Source organism: Azotobacter tropicalis, assembly GCF_059739045.1.
Map to the genome: position 1 here is coordinate 4534333 of NZ_AP046059.1, position 24353 is coordinate 4558685.

The window sequence follows — 24353 nt, forward strand, 5'->3', positions numbered from 1 at the left end:
CGATACGCGATGAACACAGCTACGCACCTGCCTGGCGCCGGCCCGGCGGAAGTCTCCTACGACGTCGTGGTGCTCGGCAGCGGCGCCGCGGGTTTTGCCGCGGCGGTCAGCGCCGCCTGCCAGGGCCTGACGGTTCTGCTGGTGGAGAAGGCCGCCAGCTTCGGCGGCACCTCGGCGATCTCCGGCGGCGCCGTGTGGATCCACGACAGCGACCAGGCGCGGGCGGCCGGCATCCAGGTCCCGGCCGAGCGGACGCGCACCTACCTGAAGGCAGTCATCGGCAAGGGCTACCGGCCCGAACTGATCGACGTCTTCATCGCGCGCGGCCGCGAGGCGCTGGCCTTCCTCGAGCGCCACAGCGAGTTGAAGTACGCGCTGCGGCCGCTGTCGCCCGATTACTATCCGGACCTGCCCGGCGGCACCGAAACCGGTCGTGCGCTGGAGATCGCCGAGTACGACGGACGCCGTCTCGGCGCGCGCTTCAAGGACCTGCGCAGGCCGCCGGACGGCATGCTGCTGTTCGGCGGGATGATGGTTAACCGCGTCGACATCCAGCATTTTCTCGCCATCAAAAGCTCGCCGAAGTCGCTCTGGCACTGCCTCAAGCTGCTGGCGCGCTACGGCGTCGACCGCCTGAGCCATCCGCGCGGCACCCGCCTCACGGTCGGCAATGCGCTGATCGCCCGCCTGGCCAGCACCGCCTTCGCCAAGGGGGTCGAGCTCTGGCTGAATGCATGCACGGAATCCCTGCTCGTCGAGGACGGCAGGGTCGAGGGCGTGCTGATCGAGCACGCCGGGCAACGCCTGTGCGTGCGGGCCCGCGGCGGGGTGGTGCTGGCCTGCGGCGGTTTCGCCGCCGGTTGGAGCATGTCGCCGGAGACCAGCGTCGGCGACGGCCTCTCCTTGGCCGCCGCGGCGAATGCCGCCACCGGCGAGGACCTGGCGGCCAGCTTCTTCTGGGCGCCGGTCTCGGTGCTGCGCAAGCCGGACGGCAGCACGGAGCGCTTCCCGCACCTGGTCACCGACCGGGCCAAGCCGGGGGTGATCGCCGTCAACCGCGCCGGCCGGCGCTTCGTCAACGAGTCCGACTCCTATCATAGCTTCGTCGAGGCCATGTTCGCCGACGGCGGCACCAACGCCCCCTGCTGGCTGATCTGCGACGCCGAGGCGATGAACCGCTACGGCATGGGCCTGGCCCGGCCCAGGCCGGTCGACAACGCGGCACTGATCGAGGCCGGCTACCTGCAGCGCGCGGACAGCATCGCCGAACTGGCGCGCCGCATCGGCGTGGACGCCGCCGGTCTGCAGCAGACCCTGGAGCGCTACAACGCCGACGCCCGGCAGAGCCTCGACCGGGAGTTCGGCAAGGGCGGCAATGCCTACAACCGCTACATGGGCGACCCGCTGCACCGGCCCAATCCCTGCATCGCACCGCTGACCAGGGCGCCGTACTACGCGATCCGTATCGACACCGGCGTCCTCGGCTCGGCGCGCGGTCTGCTGACCGACGCCCGGGCCACTGTGCTGGATCGCGCCGGCCGGCCCGTCGCCGGGCTCTACGCCGCCGGCAACGAAATGAACTCGATCATGGACGGCACCTATCCCGGTCCCGGCATCACCCTGGGTCCGGGCCTGACCTTCGGTTACCTCGCCGCTTGCGACATCGCCGAGCGCCTGAGCGGCAACACTTCGCACGCAACCCCACCTGGAGACGAGCATGTACTACGAACTGCGCACCTACACCATTAAGCCGACCAAGCTGGCCGACTGGCTGGCCCTCTACAAGAGCGACGCGCTGCCGCTGCAGACGGAAGTCCTCGGCAATCTGGTCGGCTTCTTCGTCACCGAGTTCGGCGGCGCCAACCAGGTGGTGCACATCTGGGCCTACGAGAGCCTGGACGACCGCCAGGCGCGCCGCACGCGGATGGCCGCCGACCCGCGCTGGCTGGAGTTCAGCCGCAAGAACAAGGAGCTGGACGCGGTGATGAACCTCGAGTCGCGGCTGATGCGCCCGACCGACTTCTCGCCGTTGCAGTGACGACCCGGCCCCGCCAGCGGGGCCGAACATCCAGCGAAGATGCCGATGTCCGCTGCGCGCGGGCAGGGGAGCGGCTTGCTCCTCGATCACGACAACAAGAAGGAGATCGCCATGCACAGTGTCGACAGCCAGCCCTTGCCCGAGCAGTGCGACGTGCTGGTCCTGGGTTCGGGCGCCGCCGGCCTCGCCGCGGCGGTGACCGCCGCCGAACACGGCCTCGAGGTGGTGGTGGCGGAGAAGGAGCCGTTTCTCGGCGGCACCAGCGCCTGGTCGGGCGGCTGGCTGTGGATTCCGCGCAATCCCTGGCCGTCGCCGAGGGCATGGTCGAGGCTGCCGAACAGCCGAAGACCTACCTGCGCAGCGAGCTGCACACAGACTGCCTGGACGCACGGATGGAGGCCTTCCTGGCGCAGGGGCCGCGGATGGTCGAGTTCTTCCAGCGCCGCACCGCCGTGCAGTTCTTCTCCGGCAGCCGGATGCCGGATTTCCACGACGCGCCCGTTCCGTCCGCGGCGGCCGCTCGCTCTGCGCCCAGCCGTTCGACGGCCGCCGGCTCGGCCCGTGGATCGACCGGCTGCGCCCGCCGCTGGACCTGATCAGCCTGGCCGGCATGGGCATCGCCGGCGGCGCGGACCTGGCGCATTTCTTCAACGCCCGCCGCTCGCCGCGCTCGGCGCTGTATGCCGGCAAGCGCCTGCTGCGGCATTTCCGCGACCTGCTGCGATATGACCGCGGCCTGCACCTGGTCAACGGCAACGCGCTAGTGGCGCGGCTGCTGAAAAGCGCGCTGGACCGCCGGGTGCGCCTGTTCACCGAGGCGCCGGCACGCGGCCTGCTGCGCGACGGCGAGGCGGTGGTCGGCGCGCGGATCGAGCGGGGCGGGGCGCTGCTCGAGGTTCGTGCCCGCCGCGGCGTGGTGCTGGCCTGCGGCGGCTTCCCCCATGACCAGAAACGCATCGCCCAGCTGTTCGCCCATGCGCTGAACGGCACCGAGCACCTGTCCGCCGCGCCCAAGGGCAACACCGGCGACGGCCTGCGCCTGGGCGAAAGCGCCGGCGGGCGGATCGCCAGCGACCTGGCCAGCCCCGCGGCCTGGGCGCCGGTGTCGCGGGTGCCGCGGGCGGACGGCGGCTTCAGCGGCTTCCCGCACCTGCTCGAACGCGCCAAGCCCGGCTTCATCGCCGTGCGCCGCGATGGCCGGCGCTTCGTCAATGAGGCCGACTCCTATCACGACTTCATGAACGCCCTGTTCGCCGCCACCCCGGAAGGCGAGGTGGCGCAGGCCTGGCTGATCGGCGATCACCGGGCGCAGCGCCGCTACGGCCTCGGCTGGTCGCGGCCGTTTCCGTTCCCGACCCGGCCCTGGGTGCGCAAGGGCTATCTGCACCAGGCCGGGAGCCTGGCCGAGCTGGCCCGCCAGTGCGGCATCGACGCCCGCCAGCTGGAGGCCACGGTGGCGGCCTTCAACGCCGGCGCGGAGCGGGGCGTCGACCCCGAGTTCGGGCGTGGCGCCTCGGCCTACAACAAGGCCCAGGGCGAGGTGCTGCACGGCCCGAACCCGTCGCTGGGCGCGCTCGTCCGGGGCCCGTTCTACGCGGTGAGGCTGGTGCCCGGCAGCCTCGGCACCTTCGCCGGGCTGCGCACCGACGCCGGCGCGCGGGTGCTGGGGGAGGGCGATGCGCCGATTCCCGGCCTGTACGCGGTGGGCAACGACATGGCCAGCGTGATGAACGGCCATTACCCGAGCGGCGGCATCACCCTGGGGCCGGGCATGACCTTCGGTTACATCGCCGGCCAGGCCCTGGCGGCGGAGCCGGCGCGGCAGGCACCGGCACGGGCCGCCACGCGGCCGGTCGGGGCCTGAGCGACGAGACCGGCGAGTGCAAACCGTCCGGGCGTTTGCGTGGAAAATGCCTTCTGCGGGGCGCCCGCGGCTGCGAGAATGGCCTTCCAGCCGCTGCCGCCCGCGCTGCGACCACGACGACGCAGCCACGCCCACCCATCGCCTGCGGCCCGCCCCGGTCGTGACCCGTTCGAGAGCCTTGCCGTGACCGCTTCGCTGCCCTTGCCGTTGTCCAGCCGACTGACGATTCCCCGTGCCTTTCTCGCCCTGGCGCTGGTCGGCGCCCTGCTCGGCAGCACCACGCCTTCGCCGCTGTACGGGCTCTACCAGTCGCTGTGGGGCTTTCCCTCGGTCGTCCTGAGCGCCCTCTACGCGGTCTACGCCTTCGGCGTGTTGCTGTCGCTCGTCGTCCTCGGCAGGCTCTCCGACCGTCTGCCGGACCGCCGGCTGATCCTCCTGCCGGCTTTGGCCGTGGTCGGCCTCGGCGCGCTGCTCTTCGGTTTCGCCGACGACCTGCAGGCGCTGTTTTTCGGCCGCCTGCTGGCCGGTCTCGGCACCGGCGCGCTGACCGGCAGCGCCAACGCCGCGTTGATGGACTTCGACAACCTCGACCGGCAGCGCCGCGCACCCAGCCTGGCGAGCATCGCCTTCACCGGCGGTGCGGCGCTGGGCCCGGTGATCAGCTCGGCGGCGCTGTACCTGGACTTCTGGCCGCGCAGCTCGCCTTTCCTGCTGATCGCCGCGCTGGCGCTGCTCGCCGGCCTGGGGCTGGTGTTCGGCGACTGGCCGAAAGCGGCGAAGACCCCGACAGCCGCCGACCGTCCGGCCGCGCGTCAGCCGCTGGCGCAGGCCATGGCCTCGCGGTGGCCGGCGTTCGCCATGGTCTGCGCGGTGCTGGTGCTGGGCTGGATGGTCGGCTCGCTGTTCATCGCCCTGGGCACCACCATGCTCGCCTCGCTGCTGCCGGCCGGCGCCCTGGCCGCCGCCGGGCTGATCGTCGCCGCCTTCCAGATCGCCGCCGGCGTCACCCAGTTCCTCTGCCGGCGGATGCCCGCCGGGCGGGCGATCCATGTCGGCTGCGCCCTGCTGGCAGCCAGCTGGGCCGGCTGCACCGCCAGCCTGGCGTACGGACAGGCCTGGGGATTCTGCCTGTTCACCCTGGGCAGTGGCGTCGGCTACGGCGCGGCCTTCGTCGGCGTCATGGGCCGCCTGGCCGTCATCGCCCCGGCGGAGCACCGCGGCGCCCTGAGTTCGCTGTTCTACGTGGCCGGCTACCTCGGCAGCGCCCTGAGCATCCTCGGCATCGGCGCGCTGGTCGACGCCATCGGCCTGCTGCCGGCGATGCAGGGGCTGGTCGTGTGCGTCGGGCTGGCGGCGCTGGCGATCCTCTGGCGGGGGCGGTTCTAGGGCCTGTTAACACTACTCTCCGCGAGCCGCGTTGCTGCGCCAAATGGCGCCAGGCGGGGCGCGGGACGCAGGGAATGGCATTCCCTTGCCAAGTCCCGCAACGACGCATGGCGCCACTTGCCGCGCAACCCGCAGGGACGGGCCTGTTTTTGCGCGGTGCGTCGTTGCTCGTCGTTCATTTGGAATGACCAAACTTCTCTCCTCACGCCTAACTCCGCGCAAAAACAGGCTCCGTCGCGGCCGCGCGGAGTAGTGTTAACAGGCCCTAGACCGTCCATCCGTTCGCTGCCGGATGGCACCGGGTATGGCGCGGTCGATCTCCTACAGTTGAGATTCGCACCTCTGGGGCAAGGCTGCTGCCGGTATGGCCGGAAATGCTGCTTCAAGCAGCGTCCCCGCTTCTTGCTCCGATGGGCTTTCAGGGGTGCCACCCGTGGAGGACGGCTGAAATGAACCCGAGTCACGATGAACAGCGCATACGCGAGCGCGCCTACCGGATCTGGGAGTCGGAGGGTTGTCCGCAAGGGCAGGAGATGAAGCACTGGTACGAGGCGTGCGAGCAGATCGACGCCGAGGACACCGGAGGACGCACTTCGGAGGAAACCCTGGACACCGCCTCGGGCGGTATTGAGAGCGGCGTCGCGCCGCCCATGCCCGATCGGCAGAGCGAGCCCTGAGCGGGGCCTCAGCCGGTTGCCGTTCTCGCCGCCGCTCCGCCCGGCAGGCCGGGAAGTGGCCCGAGCCGCCGGCGGTATTCGCTGGGCGTTTCGTGCATTTCATGGCGGAAGTGGCGGTTGAAGTTCGACAGGTTGCCGTAGCCGACCTGGAAGCAGATGTCGGCGATCGACTGCCGGCTTTGCAGCAGCAGGCGGCAGGCCCGCTGGATGCGCAGCTTGCGGATCAGGTCGACGAAGGTGTGCCCGGTCGTGCGCTTGAAGAAGCGCGAGAAGGCCGGCTCGCTCATCTGCAGGCGCTGGGCGATGACCGACAGGCGGATCTCGCCGGCCAGATCGCCCAGGATGTAGTCGAACACCTGATGGATGCGCTGGGCCGTCAAGCTGTCCAGCACCGGCGAGTAGTGGGGGCTGGCCAGCGTGCGGCTCTCGTCGGCGCCGGCCCGGGCCAGGGTGTCCAGGAGCGACAGAAACAGCACCAGGCGCCCGAGGCCGTCCGTCTGCCCGATGGTTTCGAGCAAGCGGGCGGCACTGCGGGCCGTCTCGCCCGTGAACTCGACGCCCTGCCGGGCCCGCTCGAACAGGGGCTGCAGATCGCCCAGCTCGGGCAGGCTTTCGCGCAGCTTCAGCAGACTTTCCCCGTCGAACTGCAGGACCACGTCGCGTCCCCGGATGCATTGCTCCGGCGCCAGATCGCCGATCCAGTCATGGGGCAGTCCGGGGCCTATCAGCGCCACGTGGCCGGGGCCGAAGTGGCCGATATAGTCCCCGGCGAGCAGCTTGCCGGTGCCGCGACGGATCAGGTGGATCTCGAACTCGGGGTGATGATTCCAGCGTGCCCAGGGAAAGGGGTAATCGTGCTCGTACCAGCGGAAGCTGTGCTGCGGCTCGTTGAGGATCACCTCGAGATCCGAGGGCCTTTCACCGAATTCGCTACCCTTGATCATCACCCGGCGACTTCCTCTGGCGGCTCCTGCGAGGGTAGCCGCTGCCATCAGCCCTCGGCAAAGGTGATTTGTACCTTCACATCGCCCGGCCGGGCGCTGGCGGCCCGCTCGAACGCCTCGACCCCCCGCTCGAAGGGAAAGGTCGCCGAGATCAGCGGCTGCAGGTCGACCTTGCCGCTGGCGATCAGGTTCACGGCCCGCTCGTAGACATTGGCGTAGCGGAACACGGTCTCGATGCGGATCTCCTTGGCCTGGGCCGCCACCACGTCGAAAGGCACCGGCTCGACTGGCATGCCGACCAGCACCAGCGCGCCGCCGGGGCAGACGGTGGCCAGGGCGTCGCCGTAGGCGCGCGGACTACCGCTGGCCTCGAACACCACGTCCGCCCCCCAGCCGCCGGTCACCTCGGCCACCTTGTCCTTCAGGGAGTGCGCCTTCACGTTGACGGCGGTGATCCCTTCGTAGCGCCCGGCAATGGCCAGTTTTTCCTCCATCAGGTCGGACACCAGCACCCGGCTCGCGCCGCCGGCCAGGGCGGCCAGGGCGGTCATCATGCCGATGGTGCCGGCACCGATGACCACGGCGACGTCGCCGGGCTTGATGCGCGCCTTGACCGCCGCCTGCATGCCGATCGCGAAGGGTTCCACCAGCGCCCCTTCGGCGAAGCTGACGTGATCGGGCAGCTTGTAGGCGAAGGCCGCCGGATGGATGACCTCGGGGGTCAGGCAGCCGTGCACCGGCGGAGTCGCCCAGAACACCACCGCCGGATCGACGTTGTAGAGCCCCAGGCGCGAGGCTTTGGACGTGGGATCGGGAATGCCGGGCTCCATGCAGACGCGATCGCCTGCGGCCAGGTGGGTGACGTTGCTGCCGACCTCGACGACCGTGCCGGCGGCCTCGTGCCCCAGCACCATCGGCTGATCGACGATGAACGGGCCGATGCGGCCATGGGTGTAGTAGTGCACATCGCTGCCGCACACGCCCACGGTATGGATGCGGATGCGCACGTCGTCCGGACCCAGGGTCAGGGGCAGCTCGATATCGCGGATCTTCAGATCGTGTTGCTTTTCCAGGACCAGAGCTTTCATGGAGGTTCTTCCTATTTAAAGTGCTTCGCCGGTTTTCGAGCGAGGCGAGAAGGGAGCGGTAAGCGTGGCTTTACGTTCAAAGCCCGGTTGATCGACGCGGATGAAATAGGTCAGCACTACGCCAAGCAGGTAAAGCAAGGCGTAGATCCAGACGATGCCCTCCACGCCCACCGTGGAGATGCCCAGGGTGGCGATGGCCGGTCCCATGAAGCTGGAGAGTCCGGCCGCCAGATTGTGCGCGGAGAGGGCCGCGCCTTTGTGTTCCGGGGCCATGGCCGGAAAGATCGCGCCCATCGGCACGAAGGCGGACACGCCGACGCCCAGGGCGACCGCGGCCAGGATGGCGGCCGGGAAGCTGGCGCCGTAGGTGAGCGGCACGTAGTAGAAGGCCAAGGTGGCGAGCGCGCATCCGGCGCAGCCGAACCAGCGCATCTGGAACACCCAGCCGATCCGGTCGCCGATCAGGCCCCACATCACGTTGGTGAAGATGGTGACGATGAACAGGGCGCCCCAGATGCGCAGCCATTGCTCCATGCCGAAGCCCACCTCGGGCGAGGTGAAGAACAGCGGCATGATCACGGGAAAGCCGAACAGCGGCAGATTGCAGATAATCCGTACAAGGGCCGAGACAAGAATGCTGCGCTGATCGAACAGGATGGTGACGCCACGGCTCAACTCGCGAAGGCGTCCGGCAAGACTCGTAGTGGCACCGCTATCGGCCCGCTGCCAATCTCTCACCAGAGCCAGGACCATAACGCCTGCTATTGCCACCCAGGCGACGGCCATCCATAAAGTGCCCATGAAGCCGATATGCGGGATGGTGAAGCTGGGCAGATAAGTTCCCAAAAAGCCGATACCGATGGAGTACATCGTCCAGTACCAGCCCATGGCGGAGGCCTGACGCTCTCTCGGCGCAACTTGCGCGATCCAGACGACGAAGGCATAGATGAACAAGGGATAGGCCAAGCCGCGGATCCCATAGAACAACACCATCAGGGCGTAGTTCTTTTCGCCCAGGCCGAAGAGCAGGAAAAGTACATGGAAGACGATCCAGGCGATCACGCCGATGCGCATGATCCGGCGCGGTCCGAAAATGTCGGCCAGTACGCCGGAACTCCAGCTGGACAGGGCTGCCAGCAATCCATAGACAGTAAAGAGGAAGGAGGCCTGGGTGGGCGAGAAGCCGAGGTCGACGACATAGCGCGACAGGAAAGCCAGTTCGATGCCGTCTCCCGTCATGAACACGGCAATGGCTATATAACCCCAGAGGAGGGACAAGGGCATGCCGAATAGCAGCCCTCGTGATTCTTCACGCTGAGTCATTATGTTTTCCTTTGTTGTAGTTGTAGGTGAGTGCGGCCGTTAGTTGACGGCCGGTGGATTAAAACTAACGAGGGGACGACTGGACTGGCTAGCGCGCTTCTTTCCGGAGGGTGATACTTTTTTGCGGCACTGGCCGAATGTGAAAGTTACTAATGACAAAGTGATGTAAAAGATCGAATGCTTATCTCTGCAGAAACTTCATAGTTGGCAGAGCAATGAGCGAGAAAGAATGGATTTGAACTTTCAGGCGAATATTCAAGATCTTTTCATGGCAGCGATAACTTCCGAAGGCGATCGTCGGCCGGCTTCGGCTAGCTGCGTTCCTGCCGCACCTGGCTGCGGAATTCGCTGGGCGTCAGGCGGGTATGGCGGCGGAAGAAGCGGCTGAAATAGCCCTCGTCGGAGAAGCCCAGGTCGTGGGCGATCTCCTTGATGCTGCGGCTGGAATAGGCCAGTTCGCGCTGGGCCTCGAGCAGCAGGCGGGCGTTGATCGCCGCCAGCGGGCTCATGCCCAGCTGTTCCTGGCAGAGCCGGCCCAGGGTCGCCAGGGTCATGCCGAGCAGCTCGGCGTAGTCGCCGACCGGGCGATGGTTGCGAAAATGAACCTCCACCTGTTCGCGGAACTGGCGGATCTGCTGGCTGCGCCGGCCGCGCGGCTGTCCCGGCTCGGCCGCGGCCGACTCGCCCAGGCGAGCGATGTGCACGACCAGCGCCAGGAGCAGAGCGGTGCTGCAGGCCGCGTGTTCGCGGCCGCGGGCCAGGTATTCCTCCTCGAGGGCGGCGAACAGCGGCAGCAGCGGATCTTCCGTGATCGTCCAGCGCGGCAGGTCGATCAGCTGGCGGCTGCGCAGCAGTGGCAGCAGGCCGGGGGAGAGGACTTCGGCCGCCGATTCCAGCGGCTGCTGCAGGGCGGTGATCACCTTGCCCTCCACCGGCCCCTGCCAGTCGAAGCCGTGCACGCTCTGCGCCGGGATATGGATGATGCAGGGCGCGCGGGCCGCCAGGCGCACGCTGTCGCAGAGCACCTGGCCGCCGCCCTGTTGCAGGTAGAGGATCTGCAGCTGGCTGTCGTGGCGGTGCGGCTCGATCGACCAGTCGTGGGCGCCGGAGCGGTTGGAAATGGTCTCCACATGGAGGGATTCGTGCCAGACCGGCTGGGCGGCCTCGCCATAGAGGGCGTAGCTGGGAATCTTGTTCATTGTTGTTCCGGGCTCCTTGCCTCCCTTGATTAGCCCGAAGCGGCCGGAGCGGTCAATGCGACTCTTCCCGAAGGCACTCTTTTGTTCGAAATGTCGGGGCGGTTGCCGATTTCGTCCATTCTGAAGCCGCGTCACGCCCGCCTAACATCCATCCCACGTGCAGAGCCCAAGGCTCGACGCGCCCACAACAATAAAACGCGGCGCCACGGCGCGCCGCCCTGCGTGAGTGCCGGAGATGGTCATGAACAACAACAACGACAACTGGCTGGGGCTCGACTCGGCCGTCTGTGTGGTCACCGGAGCGGCCGGCGGCATCGGCCGCGAAATCGCCGCCGCGCTGGTCGGGCAGGGTGCCCGGCTGGTGCTGCTGGATCGCGACGCGGCCGGTTGCGCGCACCTCGCCGAGCAACTGTCCGTCCGTGCCGCCGAACCCGTCCAGGCCATCGCTTGCGACATCGCCGACCCGGCGAGCGTGCGCCAGGCGGCCGCCCAGGTGGAAAGCCGCTTCGGCGGCTGCGACGTGCTGGTCAACAACGCCAGCGTGCTGCAGCCCGGCAGCATCGAGGAGATCAGCCTGGAGAAGTGGAACCAGGTGCTGTCGGTCAACCTGAACGGCTACCTGCTCTGTTCCCAGGCCTTCGGCCGTTCGATGCTGGCCCGCGGCTGCGGGCGCATCGTGCACATCGCCTCGATCGCCGCGCACTCGCCGCAGACCTGGAGCGGCGCCTACAGCGCGGCCAAGGCCGGGGTGAGCATGCTCTCCCGGCAGATCGCCAGCGAATGGGGGCCGCGCGGCGTGCGCAGCAACGCCGTCTGCCCGGGGTTGATCCGCACGCCCCTGTCCGCCGCCTTCTATGCCGATCCGCAGATCGAGCGCCAGCGCTGCGCCATGACCGCCAACGGACGGATCGGCGAGCCCAACGACATCGCCAACGCCGTGCTGTTTCTCGCCAGCCCGCGCGCCGACTACGTCAACGGCACCGAGCTGACCGTCGACGGCGGCCTGGAAAGCATGCTGATGGCGCTGATCCCGCGCCCCGGCTTCGAGTCGCCCGCCACCGCCCGCCAGGGCTGACCCCCCCATTCACCGGCGCGCGCCGCTCTCCGGCGCGGGCGCGCCCCTGCCTGTCCGGCAAGGAGACTGCTCATGACTGCACAAACCCCGCTTCCCACGCTCAGCTGCGACGTACTGGTCGTCGGCTCCGGCGCGGGCGGCCTGTCGACCGCCATCACCGCGAAGAAGCATGGCCTGGATGTGGTCGTGGTGGAGAAGGAAGAGTATTTCGGCGGCACCACGGCCTTTTCCGGCGGCGTGCTGTGGATTCCCGGCAACCACCTGGCCAGGGCCTCCGGCGTGCAGGACAGCCGCGAGGCGGCGCGCACCTACCTGCGGAACGAGACCGGGGCCTTCTATGACGAGCGGGCGGTGGACGCCCTGCTCGAGCACGGCCCGGAAATGCTCGAGTTCTTCGAGCGCGAGACCGAGGTCAGGTTCGTCCCGACCCTCTATCCCGACTACCACCCGACGCTGCCCGGCGGCGTCGACATCGGCCGCTCGGTGCTGGCGGCGCCCTACGACATCCGCCGGCTCGGCAAGGACATGGTGCGCCTGCGTCCGCCGCTGGAGACCATCACCTTCATCGGCATGATGTTCAACTCGTCGAACGCCGACCTGAAACACTTTTTCAACGCCACCCGGTCGCTGACCTCGTTCGTCTACGTGACCAAGCGGCTGACCACCCACCTCAAGGAATTGCTCCTCTACCGCCGTGGCATCAACGTGACCAGCGGCAACGCCCTAGCCGCGCGCCTGGCCAAGTCGGCGCTGGATCTGGGCATTCCGATCCACACCCGTACCTCCGCCAGCGAGCTGCTGCTGGAGAACGGCCGGGTGATCGGCGCCCTGGTCCGCGGGCCGCAGGGCACGCAGCGGATCGAGGCGCAGCGCGGCGTGGTGCTGGCCAGCGGCGGCTTCTCCCATGACCTGGCGCGCATCCACCGGGCCTATCCGCACCTGCGCCGCGGCGGCGTGCACCTCTCGCCGGTGCCGGCCGGCAACACCGGCGACGGCGCCTACCTGGCCGAGTCCGTCGGCGGCAAGCTGGAGCTGCGCTTCCCCGAGGCCGCGGCCTGGATGCCGGTCTCCCGGGTGCCGCTGGGCAAGGGCCGCCACGGGGTCTTCCCGCACCTGCTCGACCGCTACAAGCCGGGCGTGATCGGCGTGCTGCGCGACGGCCGGCGCTTCACCAACGAGTCGGAGTCCTACCACGACGTCGGCGCCGCGCTGATCCGCGCCTGCGAAGGCCAGCGCGAAACCGCCATGTGGCTGGTCTGCGACCGCACCGCCATCGGCAAGTACGGCCTGGGCTATGCCAAGCCGGCGCCGATGCCGCTGCGTCCGCTGCTGCGCAGCGGCTATCTGCTCAAGGGCGCGACCCTCGCCGCGCTGGCGCAGCGGGCCGGCATCGACCCGCGCGGGCTGGAGGAGACGGTGCGCCAGTACAACCTCGGCGCCGAGCGCGGGGTGGACAACGAGTTCGGCCGCGGCAGCACTGCGTTCAACCGCTACCTGGCCGATCCGGAGCAGCGGCCCAACCCCTGCGTGGCGCCGATCGCCAAGGGGCCTTTCTATGCGGTGAAGGTGATCATGGGCGACCTCGGCACCTTCGACGGCCTGCGCACCAGCCTGGAGGGCGAGGTGCTGGGCGAGGGCGGCGCGGCCATCCCCGGCCTGTACGCGGTGGGCAACGACCGCGCCAGCGTCATGGGCGGCAACTATCCGGGCGCCGGCATCACCCTCGGCCCGATCATGACCTTCGGCTACCTCACCGGCCGCCATCTGGCCCGCGCCGAGGCGCTGCAACCCGCAACCCGCTACCGGGAGGCCGTGTGATGAACCACAAGCCGATCGTCGACCACCGCATCTACACCATCAAGCCGCGCGGCATGGCCGAATTTCTTGAGGTCTTCGACCGCCTGGCGATGCCGGTGCTGCTGCGCCACCTGGGCAGGCCGCTGGCCTTCTACACCAGTTGCATCGGGCCGCTGAACCAGGTCGTGCACCTCTGGGGCTACGACAGCCTGGACGACTTCGAGAAGCGCGCCCTGGCTCGCGACGGCGACCCGGACTTTCGCGAGTACCTGCAGGCCTCGGCGCACCTGGTGATCGCCCAGGAGACGCGGATCATCCGCCCGGTGCGGTTCCAGAGCCTGCTGTAACGACTGCGCCGCCGGTTGCCTTGCCGGCGGCGAGCTTGCCCGCCAACCCACCGGTTGCGCACGTCCGGCAGTGCGCGCGCAGCCCTCATGCCCGGAGGAAATGCCATTCGTGCGCTGCCATCCCCGATCGCCTTTCGACAATAAAAAAATGAGCCCGAGGCTCGAGGTGACTTCAAGTGAACGCGACAAGAACCATGGATGTGCGTGAACTGATCAACGACCGCCCCTTCGGCGGCTTCCAGAAACTGGTGGTGTTCTTCTGCTTCGTGATCATCGCCCTGGACGGCTTCGACGTGGCGGTGATGGGGCTGATCGCGCCCCAACTGCGCGAGGACTGGGGGGTGACCCCGCAGGCGCTCGGCCCGGTGCTGAGCGCCGCGCTGGTCGGCCTGGCGGTCGGCGCGCTGGTCGCCGGTCCGCTGGCCGACCGCTACGGGCGCAAGATCGTGCTGGTGTCGAGCGTGCTGTTCTTCGGCTTCTGGACCCTGGTCACGGCCTTTTCCACCGATGTCACCCAACTGGTGGCGTTCCGCTTCCTGACCGGCCTGGGCCTCGGCGCCGCCATGCCCAATGCCGCCACCCTGACCGCGGAGTTCGCCCCGGAGCGCAAGCGTGCCTTCCTGGTCACCGTGGCCTTCTGCGGCTTCTCCTTCGGGGCGGCCGGGCGGCTTCCTGTCCGCCTGGATGATCCCCAACCTCGGCTGGCAGAGCGTGCTGATCATGGGCGGGGTGTTGCCGCTTCTGGTGGTGCCGTTGCTGATCTGGAAGATGCCGGAGTCGCTGAGCTTTCTGGTCAGCCGCCGGGCTCCGCGGGAGCGCATCCGGCGCATCGTCGAGCGGATCGCGCCGGGCGCCGCCGACAGCCGCACCGACTTCGCGATGCCGAGCGCCCCGCAGCAGCAGGGCGGCGCGCGGCTGGTGCTGTCCAGCCATTACCGCTTCGGCACCCTGATGCTGTGGGTGGGCTATTTCACCGCGCTGTTTCTCGTCTACCTGTTCAGCAGCTGGTTGCCGACCCTGGTCAAGTCGGACGGCTACAGCGTCGCCGATGCGGCCATCGTCACTTCCATGTTCCAGGTCGGCGGGCCGGTCGGCGCGCTCTGCGTCGGCTGGGCGATGGACCGTTTCCGGCCGCACGGGGTGCTGCTCGTGACCATGCTGGTGGCGGCGCTGGCCATCGGCGCCATCGGCCAGGCGACCGACAACCTGTTCCTGCTCGGCGCCATCGCCTGTGCGGTGGGCTTCTGCCTGAACGGCGGCAGCGTCGGCATGAACGCCATGGCCACCTGCTTCTATCCCACCGAGGCGCGCGCCACCGGGGCCTGCTGGATGAGCGGCATCGGCCGCTTCGGCGCCATCCTCAGCGCCTTCGCCGGCGGCCAGATGATCGCCATGGGGCTGCCGCTCGGCCAGGTGTTCGCCCTGCTGGCGATTCCCGCCGTGCTCTCCGGGCTGGCTCTCGCCGCCAAGGGGCTGGGGGCGGCGCGCCCTGCCGCAACTGCAGACCGCCTGAAACACCCGGACCGCACCCGCATCGCGGGTGCGGCTCCGCTCGCCGTCATGGACCGGAAGCCGGACGCGGCGTCTGCGCCGGCCTTCATCGCAGAACAACAACAAGAGCGATACGGATATGCGACCTCGACTTTGCGCCGCGGGACTGCTCGGCCTGTGCCTGAGCGGTACGCTTCAGGCCGATCAGGTGGATGCCAGGGGCTTCCTCGCAGACAGCCACCTGGACCTGCTGAACCGCAACTTCTATTTCAACCGCGACCTGCGCCACGGCGCCCGCAACAACCTCGGCGCCAACGCCCGCAAGCCGCGCGACGAGCGCAACGGCTACCGCGAGGAGTGGGCGCACGGGCTGATGGCCTATTTCCGCTCGGGATTCACCCGGGGGCCGGTCGGCTTCGGCCTCGACGCCCACGCGCTGATCGCGCTGCGCCTGGACGGCGGCGGCGGGCGCACCGGCACCAGCCTGATGCCCTGGGACGGCAAGGGCCATCCAGAACGCGAGTCCGCGGAGCTGGGCGCGGCGCTCAAGCTGCGCATCGCCAACAGCGTGCTGAAGTACGGCCAGCAGCAGCCCAGCGTGCCGGTGTTCGCCATGAACCAGGCGCGCCTGCTGCCGAGCACCGCCACCGGCTTCAGCCTGAGCGTCGACGAGCTCGCCGGACTGAACCTGCAGGCCGGGCATTTCACGGCGGTCAGCGGGGTGGATTCGAGCGACAACCACGGCGAGATCACCACCGATTACGCCGTCCTGCCGGCCGCCCGCAGCCTCGACTACCTGGGCGGCACCTACCAGTCCGGCAAGGACTTCGCCGTCACGCTGTACGGCAGCGAGCTGGAGGACATCTGGCGGCAGTATTACGCCGGCATCCGCTACCGGCTGCCGCTGAGCGAGCGCCAATCCCTGAGCTTGGTCTTCAGCCTCTACGACACCCACGATTACGGCGAATCCAAGGGCGGCGAGATCGACAACACCTCCTGGTCGCTGGCCGTCGGCTACAGGCTCGGCGGCCATACCCTGACCCTGGGGCACCAGCGCATCCAGGGCGACGAGCCGCTCGACTGGGTCGGCTTCGACGGCACCCAGGGCGGTTCGCTGTTCATGCACAACCTGGGGCAGGTGGTGACCTTCAGCGAGGCCAACGAGCGTTCCTGGCAGCTGCGCTACGACCTGGACCTGGCCGCCTACGGCATTCCCGGGCTGAACTTCATGACCCGCTACACCCGTGGCGACAACATGGACAATGCCGACAGCGACAACCGCTTCTACACCCGCAACGGCACCAGCATCTATCCGCGCGGCAAGGACCTCAGCCACTGGGAGCGCAACGTCGAGCTGTCCTACCTGGTGCAGTCCGGGCCAGCCAGGGACCTGCTGCTGCGGGTGCGCCAGTCCACCCATCGGGGGACACTGACTACCGCTATCCCGATCACGACGAGGTGCGCCTGATCGCCGAATACCCGCTGCGCGTCTTCTGAAAGCCCGGCATGGACGTTTCTTCACTGCTTCGAAAGGGGTTCATCATGCTCGATGGAAAGGTTGCCGTCGTCACCGGCGGCGGTTCCGGGATAGGCGAGGCGATTGTCCGGCTGTTCGTGGCCGAGGGCGCCCGGGTGGTGATCGGCGATATCGACGCGTCGGCGGCGGCATTGGCTGCCGAACTCGGCGAGGCGGCGCTCTTCGTGCGCGCCGACGTGACCTGCGAGGAGAGCGTCGCGGCCCTGATGCAGGCGGCGGTCGACGGTTTCGGCCAGCTTGACATCCTGGTCGCTAACGCGGGAATCCCGGAAAAGAAGGCGCCGGTGCATCGGCTCGACCTCGCAGACTGGCAGCGGGTGATCGATATCGACCTGACCGGGGTCGTCCTATGCAACAAGCACGCTGCTGCCCGGATGCTGGAAGGCGGCGGTGGGGCCATCGTCAACATGGCTTCGATCCTGGCGCACGTGGGGCAGGAGAACAGCACGGCCTATTCGGCGGCCAAGGCCGCGGTGGTGAATTTCACCCGCTCGGTCGCCCTGACCTACGCCCGCCAGGGCATCCGCGCCAACAGCGTGTCGCCGGGCTATGTCGACACGCCCCTGTTGGCCCGGCTGCCGCAGGCGACCCGCGACGCGATCCTGGCCAGACAGCCGGTTGGCCGCCTGGCACAGCCGCTGGAGATCGCCCAGGTGGTGGCCTTCCTGGCTAGCGACCGGGCCTCGATCGTGACCGGCGCCTGCTTCCAGGCCGACGGTGGCTATACGGCGATTTGATCCGGCAGGCACTGAAGCGAGGGCGCGTTCCGTCTAGAATGGACGCCCTTTGCCTCAAGACGGGCCGACTTTCCAATGCAAGGCGTTTTCCCCCTGTCCACCACGAGCCCGATGTGGCGACTGGCAAGCACTCCGGCCGCGCGGTAGGCGCGGCCTTTCATTCGGATTTCCGGGGACCTGGTGGTCTGCGGATGGTTCTGCTGCTCGGGCTGTTCGCCCTGCTCGCGGCCTGCGCACGTGCTCCCGTGCTGCCGGCGGAAAGCGCGCGGCTGCCCGAGCGGGTCGAGCTGACCGGCGTGCCGTTCTATTCGCAGGACGACTGCCAGGGCGGGCCGGCGGCGCTGGCGACCATGCTCAGCCAGCGCGGTCTGGACACCTCGCCGGGGCTGCTCAAGGACCAGGTGTTTCCGCCCGGGCGCAAGGGCAGCCGGAAGGAGGAAATGATGGCCACCGCGCGGCGCTACGGGATGCAGGTCTATCCTCTGGCGCCGCAGCTGGAGAGCGTGCTGGACGAGGTGGCGGCGGGTAATCCGGTGCTGGTGCTGCAGGACCTTTCTCCGGGCTGGTGGTCGAGCTGGCACTTTGCTGTGGTGGTCGGCTACGACCGGCGCGAGCGGACGCTCATCCTGCGTTCGGGAACCACGCGCCGTCTGGTGGTCGATTTCGCCTCGTTCGACCGGAGCTGGGCGAAAGGCGGGCGCTGGGCGGTGCTGGTGATGCCCGCCAACCGGCTGCCGGCGACGGCGCAGACGGAGCCCTGATGCCCTGGCCGCTCCCTGTCAGACGCCCAGCCGGTCGCGCAGGTTGTAGTACCAGGCGCCCAGGGCGGTGAAGGGCACGCGCAGCAGGCGGCCGCCAGGGAACGGATAGTGCGGCAAGGCGGCGAAGGCGTCGAAGCGTTCGGCCTGACCGCGCAGGGCCTCGGCGAGTAGCTTGCCGGCCAGATGGGTATAGGTGACGCCGTGGCCGCTGCAGCCCTGGGAGTAATAGACGTTGTCGCCGATCCGCCCGACCTGCGGCAGGCGCGAGAGGGTGAGCAGGAAGTTGCCGGTCCAGGCGTAATCGATCTTCACGTGCTGCAGCTGCGGGAAAGTCCTGAGCATCTTCGGCCGGATGATGGCGGCGATATCCCGGGGATCGCGGGCGCCGTAGACCACCCCGCCGCCGTAGATGAGCCGCCGTTCGGCGGAGAGTCGGTAATAGTCGAGCAGGTAGTTGCAGTCCTCGACGCAGTAGTCCTGCGGCAGCAGGCTGGCGGCCAGTTCCTCGCCCAAGGGCTCGGTGGCGATCACCTGGGTGCCGCAGGGCATCGATTTGGCCGCCAGCTCCGGGGCCAGGCCGCTCAGGTAGGCATTGCCGGCCAGCACCACGAACTTCGCCCTGACCTGTCCCTGCGGGGTATGCACCCGGGGGGTGGCGCCGTACTCGATGCGTACCGCGGGCGATTGCTCGTGGATCACCCCGCCCAGGGCTTCCACGGCCGCGGCTTCGCCGAGGGCCAGGTTGAGCGGGTGGATGTGTCCGCCGCTCCTGTCCAGCAGACCGCCCACGTATTGTCTGGTGTTCACCACCGCGCGAATGGCGCGCTCGTCCAGCAGCTCCAGCCGGGTATGGCCATAGCGCTCCCAGAGTTTCTTCTGTGCCTCCAGGTGGGCCATCTGCCTGGCGCTGAAGGCGGCGAACACGCCGCCGTCCTTCAGATCGCAGCGGATGTCGTGGCGGGCGACCAGTTCGCGCAGGATGCGCCCGCCCTCGAAGGCCATGTCGCCGATCTGGCGGGCCTGCTCGATGGGCAGGCTGCGTTCGATCACGTCGATGTCGCGGCTATAGCTGTTGACGATCTGTCCGCCGTTGCGTCCGGAGGCACCGAAGCCGACCTTGGCCGCCTCCAGCAGAAGGACGCGAAAGCCGTTCTCCAGCAGGAACAGTGCGCTGGACAGTCCGGTATAGCCTGCGCCGACGATGCACACGTCGGTTTCGACTTCCCCAACGAGCGGCGGGCGTTGCGGGGTGGGGATGGCCGTGGCGGCATAATAGGAAAGGGGATAGTCGGTGTGCGCCATCGTGCGGCTCCCTGATCCAGAATATTCGGTGTCGAATCGATGCTACCGGAGCGGATTTGCCCCGGCTAGCGAGGCGGGAATCCGGCCTGGGTGGGAAAAATCATCTTTTTCAGTCGGTTAGCGGGAAAAGGTGTTGACATGCCGGCGCAGGTCAGTAGAATGCGCGGCCATCGACAGGCACATAGCTCAGTTGGTTAGAGCACCACCTTGACATGGTGGGGGTCGTTGGTTCGAGTCCAATTGTGCCTACCAAACAAAACCCGCATTGCGCGGGGCTTAGAAGGCGATCCGAAAGGGTCGCCTTTTTTGTTTTGGGAAAATATTGGGAATATTTTGGGAAAACGCCCGCCGGCTCATAGCTTCAGGCCTGCCTGGACCTGCTGGTAGACAATCTCCTTTCTCCCATGGCCGGCCTGGTAATAGGCGGTCATCTCTTCCGTCGCGTGGCCCATCAGGGCCTGCACGTAGTCCTGCGAAAATCCCTGCTGCTGGTAGAGCCAGGCGCCGAGCGCACGCAGCTCATGCACGGTAGGGCGGGCCAGTGGGTCCTTGATGTGGTCGTAGGCGTGCGCGGCATCCCGGGCCTTCCGAAACTCCTTGGTCAGATAGTCGTCGGTCACTGCCGACCAGTGGAGCTTGGCTTCGATCTGCTCGCGCTTGCGGGCCCTGGGCCGGTAGCAGATCAGATAGGGGCTGGCGATCGGCTCGGCCAGGCACTCCTGCACGACCGCGCGCAGGTCGGTCCCCATCTCGATCTCCAGATGAATAGGGTTCTCGTAGTTCTGGGTCTTGCCGGTGCTGATGCGGATGGTGTTCTTCGCCATGTCCACCGCTGCGCGCTCCCAGGTCACCAGATCCTCCCGGCGCTGCAGGCTCAGTAGCGCGAGCCGGATGGCGCGTTTGAGCCAGGGCGCCGTGGTGTCGGCCTCGAGGATCTTGGCCACGCCTTCCAGGGTATGGCGCTGGCGCTTTTTCTCTTCCTCCCGCTTCTTGAGTGTCATTTCGGCGTAGTTGCGCTCGGCCAGGCCCTTTGCTACGGCGAAGTCGAAAATCTGGATCATCAGCCCGCGGTGCTTGGTGTAGGCGTTGTTGTTGTACTGGTCCAGGTATTCTGCGACGGCGAGCACGTCGAGCTGGCCTACAAGCTTCTTGCCAAGATCCGCCCGGTACCGCTCGAGTTTGATGGCGATCTCCTTACGAGTGCTTTCGGCCAGCTTGCGATCGGGCAGGTATTCGGTTTCGAAGCGGTCGCAGAGGCGGGCGAAGGTCGGCGCCTCTTCTCCGGTGAGCAGTGAGAGCAGTTCACCGTCATCGACCATGAGCGGTGCAAGCTTGGCGTTGGCGGCCTTGGCCAGCTTGACTGCCTCGGCCAGCGAGCGGTTGATGCTGATCTTCTTGCCGGTAATGGGGTTGCGGTACTGCCAGTATTTGCCGTTCGGGTAGAGGTTTGGCGGCAGGTCGCGGTTTTTGCTGGTGCGCTTCCGGGGTGGTGCCATCAGCCGATCTCCAGCATCTTGGCCAGCAGCGGATCGTTCGAGCCGAGCAGGGCGGCCTGCAGGTCGACGAAATACAGGCCGCCGCGCACCTCGCCAGCGAGCTCTCCCTCCTCAATCCATTTCTTCAGCTGCTGCAGGCTCGGTTTCCCGCCGGCATAGCGCAGCTTCCTGTATTCGCCGGCCTCCATTAGGCGCGGCAGGTTCACGGTCAGCTGTGAAATGACCTTTGCCATGGCAATACTTCTCCGCACCGCCAAGGTTGGGCGGCGTGCTGGTGTTGGTGGATTGGTTACTTGCGCCGCTGGAACTGCGTGCAGCGGGCGATGACGGTGCGGCCGTCTACTTCAAGGACGGGCATGGAGGCGAAGGGCAGGGAAGAGCAGTTGCGGTGGCGATTCGCGCAGGCGACGCACATGGAGCCCTTGGGCTGGTGAGTCATTGGTGGGCTTCCATAGCAGCATCAATGGCAGCGCGTATCGTGTCACTCCCTCCGCTGTAAATAACGCCTATTTCACGGAGAGCTTTCCCATTTATACGAGGCAGCAGCCATTCGAGCCGCTCTTTATCCTTTCTCAGTCGTGCTATCTCGGTAGCCAACGCTTTACTCTCCTCAGCCATACTGGCGCGCTGCAAAGCCTTATCGTCCTCTTCCTGCAAACGCTCGACTTTGGTGCGCAAAGCATCGCGTTCGGCTTCAACGGCACTCAGGACATCGACTTCCTTCGCGCAGGCCCTGGCGAACTTATTTCCCTCAAGTTCCAATTCGCGACACTTTTGCCTCAAATCCTCATTCGCTTGGTGTAGTTCGGCGATATCCTGCTGTGCGTCATGCAGCAGTATTTTTACGGCAGATGGCCCTACGGTTATCTCGGTTTGTTCTGGCGATACATTCGCCCATTGCTCGCGAGTCCTCTTCATTTGTTGGCCTCCAGCAGAGCGCGTTGCTTGATCTCAGTTGCACATGCCTTGCACCAACTGAGACAGTCTCCATTTTCCTTCGTTGAGTGTTTTAGCGTCGCGGTGACGGGCTGCTCTGGTGCTGGAATAATTTCCGGAATATTTTGAGGCTCGTTTTGTTGTTGCGCTGGCGGTGCTGTGTAGAGCGGCCCCTGCTCATCCAGCCAGGCCTGGACCTCGCCACCCGACCACATCTTGCGGAGCATGGTGGGGAATCTCAGTTGTACCGGCTGCTGCACTGGCGGGGTCGGCGCGGCGGCGAGCGCGCCAGCCCACATTCGCTTCATTGCCTGATTCCCGTTGTAATTGATGCAATTGACGGTCATGTCTACGCCGCCAGGACCTCCAGCCTGACGCAGGCGGCGCACTCCGTAGTGGGCGGCCATGGCGCCTTCGATCATTTGCTGCGTGATCTTCACAGGGACGAGCTTCCAGCCATCCGGCACGGCCACCGGGATTTCCCGTTGACCTGCAGGCGGGGTCTTCGTGTTTGTCATGTGGGTACTCCTTTGGTAGGGATCAGAATACGAAAGCGAAGTTGGTGCCGACCGGCGGCAGTTCGGCGGTCGGAGGGGGGAGCGGAAGTGATATTTCGGGCGCCGTCTCAGGCGCCGGGGCGGCATCCACGTCGAAGAGAGTGCCGATCCGCGGTGTTGTCGTTGGCCAAGGGATCAAGCCCTCGTCGCTCCTGCACGGGGCCCAGCGGGCTATCAGGTCCCACACTCCGTCGAAGAACCCGCCGTGCCCGACGTAGTAGCCTCCAGTCTTGTAATCCACCCGGATGAGCTGGTCGCGCGGCGGCTGTTCGGATGTCGGCCGCCAGTCGAGTTCGGCAGGGCGAGGGATAGCTTTTTCCGGCGGGATGCTGGGCGGATCACTCGGCGCCGGTGCATCGAGCGCCTCGAACTGCCGGCGAGCCGCATCACCGGACGCTACCGTCTGGCCGCCGATACGCAGGGCGTCGAAGTGGCAGCGCCCGCAGGCGGGACACTCCTGAAACTCGAGGACTGCGCGCTGTTTCGAGCGTTCGGCCCGGCCAGGCTTCGTGCTGGCGCCGCAGCTGCATTGCATAGATAGGGATTCTCCAGGCAACAGAAAGCCGTACCGCCGGCGGTGGCCGGCAGTTGGCTTATGGTTCGGTGGGTTAGATCAGGTCGGGCTTTGCGATGACGTACTGCTGCGGCGCCTCAAAGCTGCGCTTGAGGCTTTCGATCGCGCGGTGCATTTGAGCCAGCTTGTTGCGATAGGTGCGAACTTCCCACCATGCGGCGGCTACGTTATAGCCGGCCTTGGTCAGCCTGGTCAGGATCAGCTCGCAAGGGGATTCGGCCGGATCGACCAGATCCAACGGAAAAACTTCCAAGAAATCGGTGTGCTCGTTGCGGTGGTACTGAGTCCCTGGCCGGCGACCGGACAGATAATCGACCGGGAAGTGGATATCGAGGCGAGGTTCCGTTTTGGGCTCCGGCTCTTTTCTCAGCCATTCCCCCTCCAGTGCGTAGGCGGCGATGAAGTTCCGGGCGGCGTCGAGCTGGTCGGCCGGGATGTCGGCAGCAGAGCGGACACCGAAGGCGGCATGGGTCTGCGACCAGATTTTCGCCGTGGCGCGGCGCTGGATCGCCTGCGGCAGAGAAACCACCTTGCCCTTGATGATCGCACCGAGCATGTGGAAGCCATCGGTGCCGATGGTCCGACCGAGCAGGGTGCCCATTTTGCCGCCGGCATCTTCGTACCGGCCGTGCTTGCGGATCGCCGGGAGGACTTCAGCCGTTACCCACTTCTTGAAGCGTTTGGCTTCGGCCTTGCGGCTGCGGAGGATCGCCGAGTACAGGCCAGATTCGTTGATGACCAGCATCTTCTGTTCGCCACCAAGGGTCTGCACAATCGACAGACCCTTTTCATCATCGTCCAAATGGCGAGTCATGGCCGATGCTTCGCTGTACTGCAGAGCGTCGGCGACGTCATCCGCAACGAACCACGGCTGATCGTCGATCAGCAGGGTGCGGACTTCGTGGGATTCAAAGTGGAAAGGAATTACTTGGGCGCTACTGGCCATAGGAAACGCTCCTGTACGAGTGCGTGAGCACCAGCCGGAACGTTTCTACGCGCGCCGGCGGGTGGCCGGGAGGTTAGAAACTCGGGTACAGCCGAGCGGACTTCTTCCCCTTTCGGGTGTTGTATCCGTCGCCCTCCCGGCCATAACGCATGGCGCGGGCGCAAAAAAACCGCAAAGGCTGTCGGGTGCGGTCTACCGCTGTACCTGAGGAGTTTCTACGCTCCATCCCTTTCGGGACGGGGCAAAACTAACCCCAGGAGCAGCGCCGCGTCAACGGC

At 67.1% G+C, this 24353-nt stretch carries 21 protein-coding genes, 1 tRNA gene and 4 pseudogenes; 14 read left to right on the forward strand and 12 right to left on the reverse strand.

Annotated features, from left to right (window positions below; translation table 11 throughout):
- The first annotated feature begins 9 nt into the window (after positions 1-9).
- The 5 genes and pseudogenes from Atro_RS21495 to Atro_RS21515 all read left to right on the forward strand — a co-directional run bounded on the left by Atro_RS21495 (position 10) and on the right by Atro_RS21515 (position 5965).
- On the forward strand, positions 10-1749 hold the full coding sequence (locus tag Atro_RS21495) for an FAD-dependent oxidoreductase (RefSeq protein WP_497925662.1): 1740 nt from the start codon (positions 10-12) through the stop codon (positions 1747-1749).
- Positions 1718-2038 (forward strand): NIPSNAP family protein, encoded by a 321-nt coding sequence (locus Atro_RS21500; protein ID WP_203230048.1) that lies wholly within the window; start codon positions 1718-1720, stop codon positions 2036-2038. Before Atro_RS21495 ends, Atro_RS21500 begins: the two co-directional genes overlap by 32 nt.
- A gap of 111 nt (positions 2039-2149) precedes the next feature.
- Positions 2150-3902, forward strand: a pseudogene (locus Atro_RS21505) (FAD-dependent oxidoreductase).
- Positions 3903-4085: 183 nt separating this feature from the next.
- The gene (locus Atro_RS21510; protein WP_497925664.1) at positions 4086-5288 is read left to right on the forward strand and encodes an MFS transporter; all 1203 of its coding nucleotides are present in this window, start codon (positions 4086-4088) and stop codon (positions 5286-5288) included.
- A gap of 449 nt (positions 5289-5737) precedes the next feature.
- Positions 5738-5965, forward strand: coding sequence for a DUF2934 domain-containing protein (locus Atro_RS21515; RefSeq protein ID WP_497925665.1), 228 nt, complete (start codon positions 5738-5740; stop codon positions 5963-5965).
- An 8-nt stretch (positions 5966-5973) separates the two neighbouring features.
- Here the strand turns inward: Atro_RS21515 and Atro_RS21520 are convergent, their stop codons facing one another.
- The 4 genes from Atro_RS21520 to Atro_RS21535 all read right to left on the reverse strand — a co-directional run bounded on the left by Atro_RS21520 (position 5974) and on the right by Atro_RS21535 (position 10519).
- Positions 5974-6909 carry a helix-turn-helix domain-containing protein gene (locus Atro_RS21520; protein WP_497927727.1) on the reverse strand — a complete coding sequence of 312 codons (936 nt, stop codon included), beginning with the start codon at positions 6907-6909 and terminating at the stop codon, positions 5974-5976.
- Positions 6910-6956: 47 nt separating this feature from the next.
- Complete coding sequence (locus tag Atro_RS21525) at positions 6957-7997, reverse strand: NAD(P)-dependent alcohol dehydrogenase (protein ID WP_497925667.1); 1041 nt, start codon at positions 7995-7997, stop codon at positions 6957-6959.
- Between the two features lie 15 nt (positions 7998-8012).
- Entirely contained in the window at positions 8013-9320 is a 1308-nt protein-coding gene (locus tag Atro_RS21530) for an MFS transporter (protein ID WP_497925669.1), read from the reverse strand.
- 311 nt (positions 9321-9631) lie between these two features.
- The gene (locus Atro_RS21535; RefSeq protein WP_497925671.1) at positions 9632-10519 is read right to left on the reverse strand and encodes a helix-turn-helix domain-containing protein; all 888 of its coding nucleotides are present in this window, start codon (positions 10517-10519) and stop codon (positions 9632-9634) included.
- Positions 10520-10760: 241 nt separating this feature from the next.
- On the opposite strand from Atro_RS21535, the gene Atro_RS21540 reads away from it, so the two are divergent.
- The 8 genes and pseudogenes from Atro_RS21540 to Atro_RS21575 form a co-directional block, all read left to right on the forward strand.
- Positions 10761-11594 (forward strand): SDR family NAD(P)-dependent oxidoreductase, encoded by an 834-nt coding sequence (locus tag Atro_RS21540; RefSeq protein WP_497925673.1) that lies wholly within the window; start codon positions 10761-10763, stop codon positions 11592-11594.
- Positions 11595-11666: 72 nt separating this feature from the next.
- Positions 11667-13412, forward strand: coding sequence for an FAD-dependent oxidoreductase (locus tag Atro_RS21545; protein WP_497925675.1), 1746 nt, complete (start codon positions 11667-11669; stop codon positions 13410-13412).
- Positions 13412-13738 (forward strand): NIPSNAP family protein, encoded by a 327-nt coding sequence (locus Atro_RS21550; RefSeq protein ID WP_497925677.1) that lies wholly within the window; start codon positions 13412-13414, stop codon positions 13736-13738. Before Atro_RS21545 ends, Atro_RS21550 begins: the two co-directional genes overlap by 1 nt.
- A gap of 302 nt (positions 13739-14040) precedes the next feature.
- Positions 14041-14340, forward strand: a pseudogene (locus Atro_RS21555) (MFS transporter); the annotation flags it as partial.
- 118 nt (positions 14341-14458) lie between these two features.
- Positions 14459-15184: pseudogene (locus tag Atro_RS21560) on the forward strand (MFS transporter); the annotation flags it as partial.
- 184 nt (positions 15185-15368) lie between these two features.
- A complete protein-coding gene (locus Atro_RS21565; protein ID WP_497925678.1) occupies positions 15369-16697 on the forward strand; it encodes an OprD family porin in 1329 nt (442 codons plus the stop codon).
- Positions 16698-16771: 74 nt separating this feature from the next.
- A complete protein-coding gene (gene chcB2 / locus Atro_RS21570; protein WP_497925680.1) occupies positions 16772-17503 on the forward strand; it encodes a cis-4-hydroxycyclohexanecarboxylate dehydrogenase in 732 nt (243 codons plus the stop codon).
- 191 nt (positions 17504-17694) lie between these two features.
- Positions 17695-18261, forward strand: a pseudogene (locus Atro_RS21575) (PA2778 family cysteine peptidase); the annotation flags it as partial.
- A gap of 21 nt (positions 18262-18282) precedes the next feature.
- Here the strand turns inward: Atro_RS21575 and Atro_RS21580 are convergent.
- Entirely contained in the window at positions 18283-19566 is a 1284-nt protein-coding gene (locus Atro_RS21580; protein WP_497925682.1) for an NAD(P)/FAD-dependent oxidoreductase, read from the reverse strand.
- A gap of 175 nt (positions 19567-19741) precedes the next feature.
- Between Atro_RS21580 and Atro_RS21585 the strand changes: the two genes are divergently transcribed.
- Positions 19742-19818 (forward strand) — tRNA-Val (locus tag Atro_RS21585).
- A 101-nt stretch (positions 19819-19919) separates the two neighbouring features.
- Here the strand turns inward: Atro_RS21585 and Atro_RS21590 are convergent.
- The 7 genes from Atro_RS21590 to Atro_RS21620 all read right to left on the reverse strand — a co-directional run bounded on the left by Atro_RS21590 (position 19920) and on the right by Atro_RS21620 (position 24075).
- Positions 19920-21062, reverse strand: a complete 1143-nt coding sequence (locus Atro_RS21590) for a tyrosine-type recombinase/integrase (protein ID WP_497925684.1) — start codon at positions 21060-21062, stop codon at positions 19920-19922.
- Entirely contained in the window at positions 21062-21295 is a 234-nt protein-coding gene (locus Atro_RS21595) for a hypothetical protein (protein ID WP_497925686.1), read from the reverse strand. The genes Atro_RS21590 and Atro_RS21595 overlap by 1 nt, the downstream gene beginning before the upstream one ends.
- A 56-nt stretch (positions 21296-21351) precedes the next feature.
- The gene (locus Atro_RS21600) at positions 21352-21501 is read right to left on the reverse strand and encodes a hypothetical protein (protein ID WP_497925688.1); all 150 of its coding nucleotides are present in this window, start codon (positions 21499-21501) and stop codon (positions 21352-21354) included.
- Positions 21498-21980, reverse strand: coding sequence for a hypothetical protein (locus Atro_RS21605; RefSeq protein WP_497925690.1), 483 nt, complete (start codon positions 21978-21980; stop codon positions 21498-21500). Before Atro_RS21605 ends, Atro_RS21600 begins: the two co-directional genes overlap by 4 nt.
- Positions 21977-22516 carry a hypothetical protein gene (locus Atro_RS21610; RefSeq protein ID WP_497925692.1) on the reverse strand — a complete coding sequence of 180 codons (540 nt, stop codon included), beginning with the start codon at positions 22514-22516 and terminating at the stop codon, positions 21977-21979. Before Atro_RS21610 ends, Atro_RS21605 begins: the two co-directional genes overlap by 4 nt.
- A gap of 22 nt (positions 22517-22538) precedes the next feature.
- On the reverse strand, positions 22539-23090 hold the full coding sequence (locus Atro_RS21615; protein ID WP_497925697.1) for a hypothetical protein: 552 nt from the start codon (positions 23088-23090) through the stop codon (positions 22539-22541).
- A 73-nt stretch (positions 23091-23163) separates the two neighbouring features.
- Complete coding sequence (locus Atro_RS21620; RefSeq protein WP_497925702.1) at positions 23164-24075, reverse strand: BRO-N domain-containing protein; 912 nt, start codon at positions 24073-24075, stop codon at positions 23164-23166.
- Positions 24076-24353: the final 278 nt, after the last annotated feature.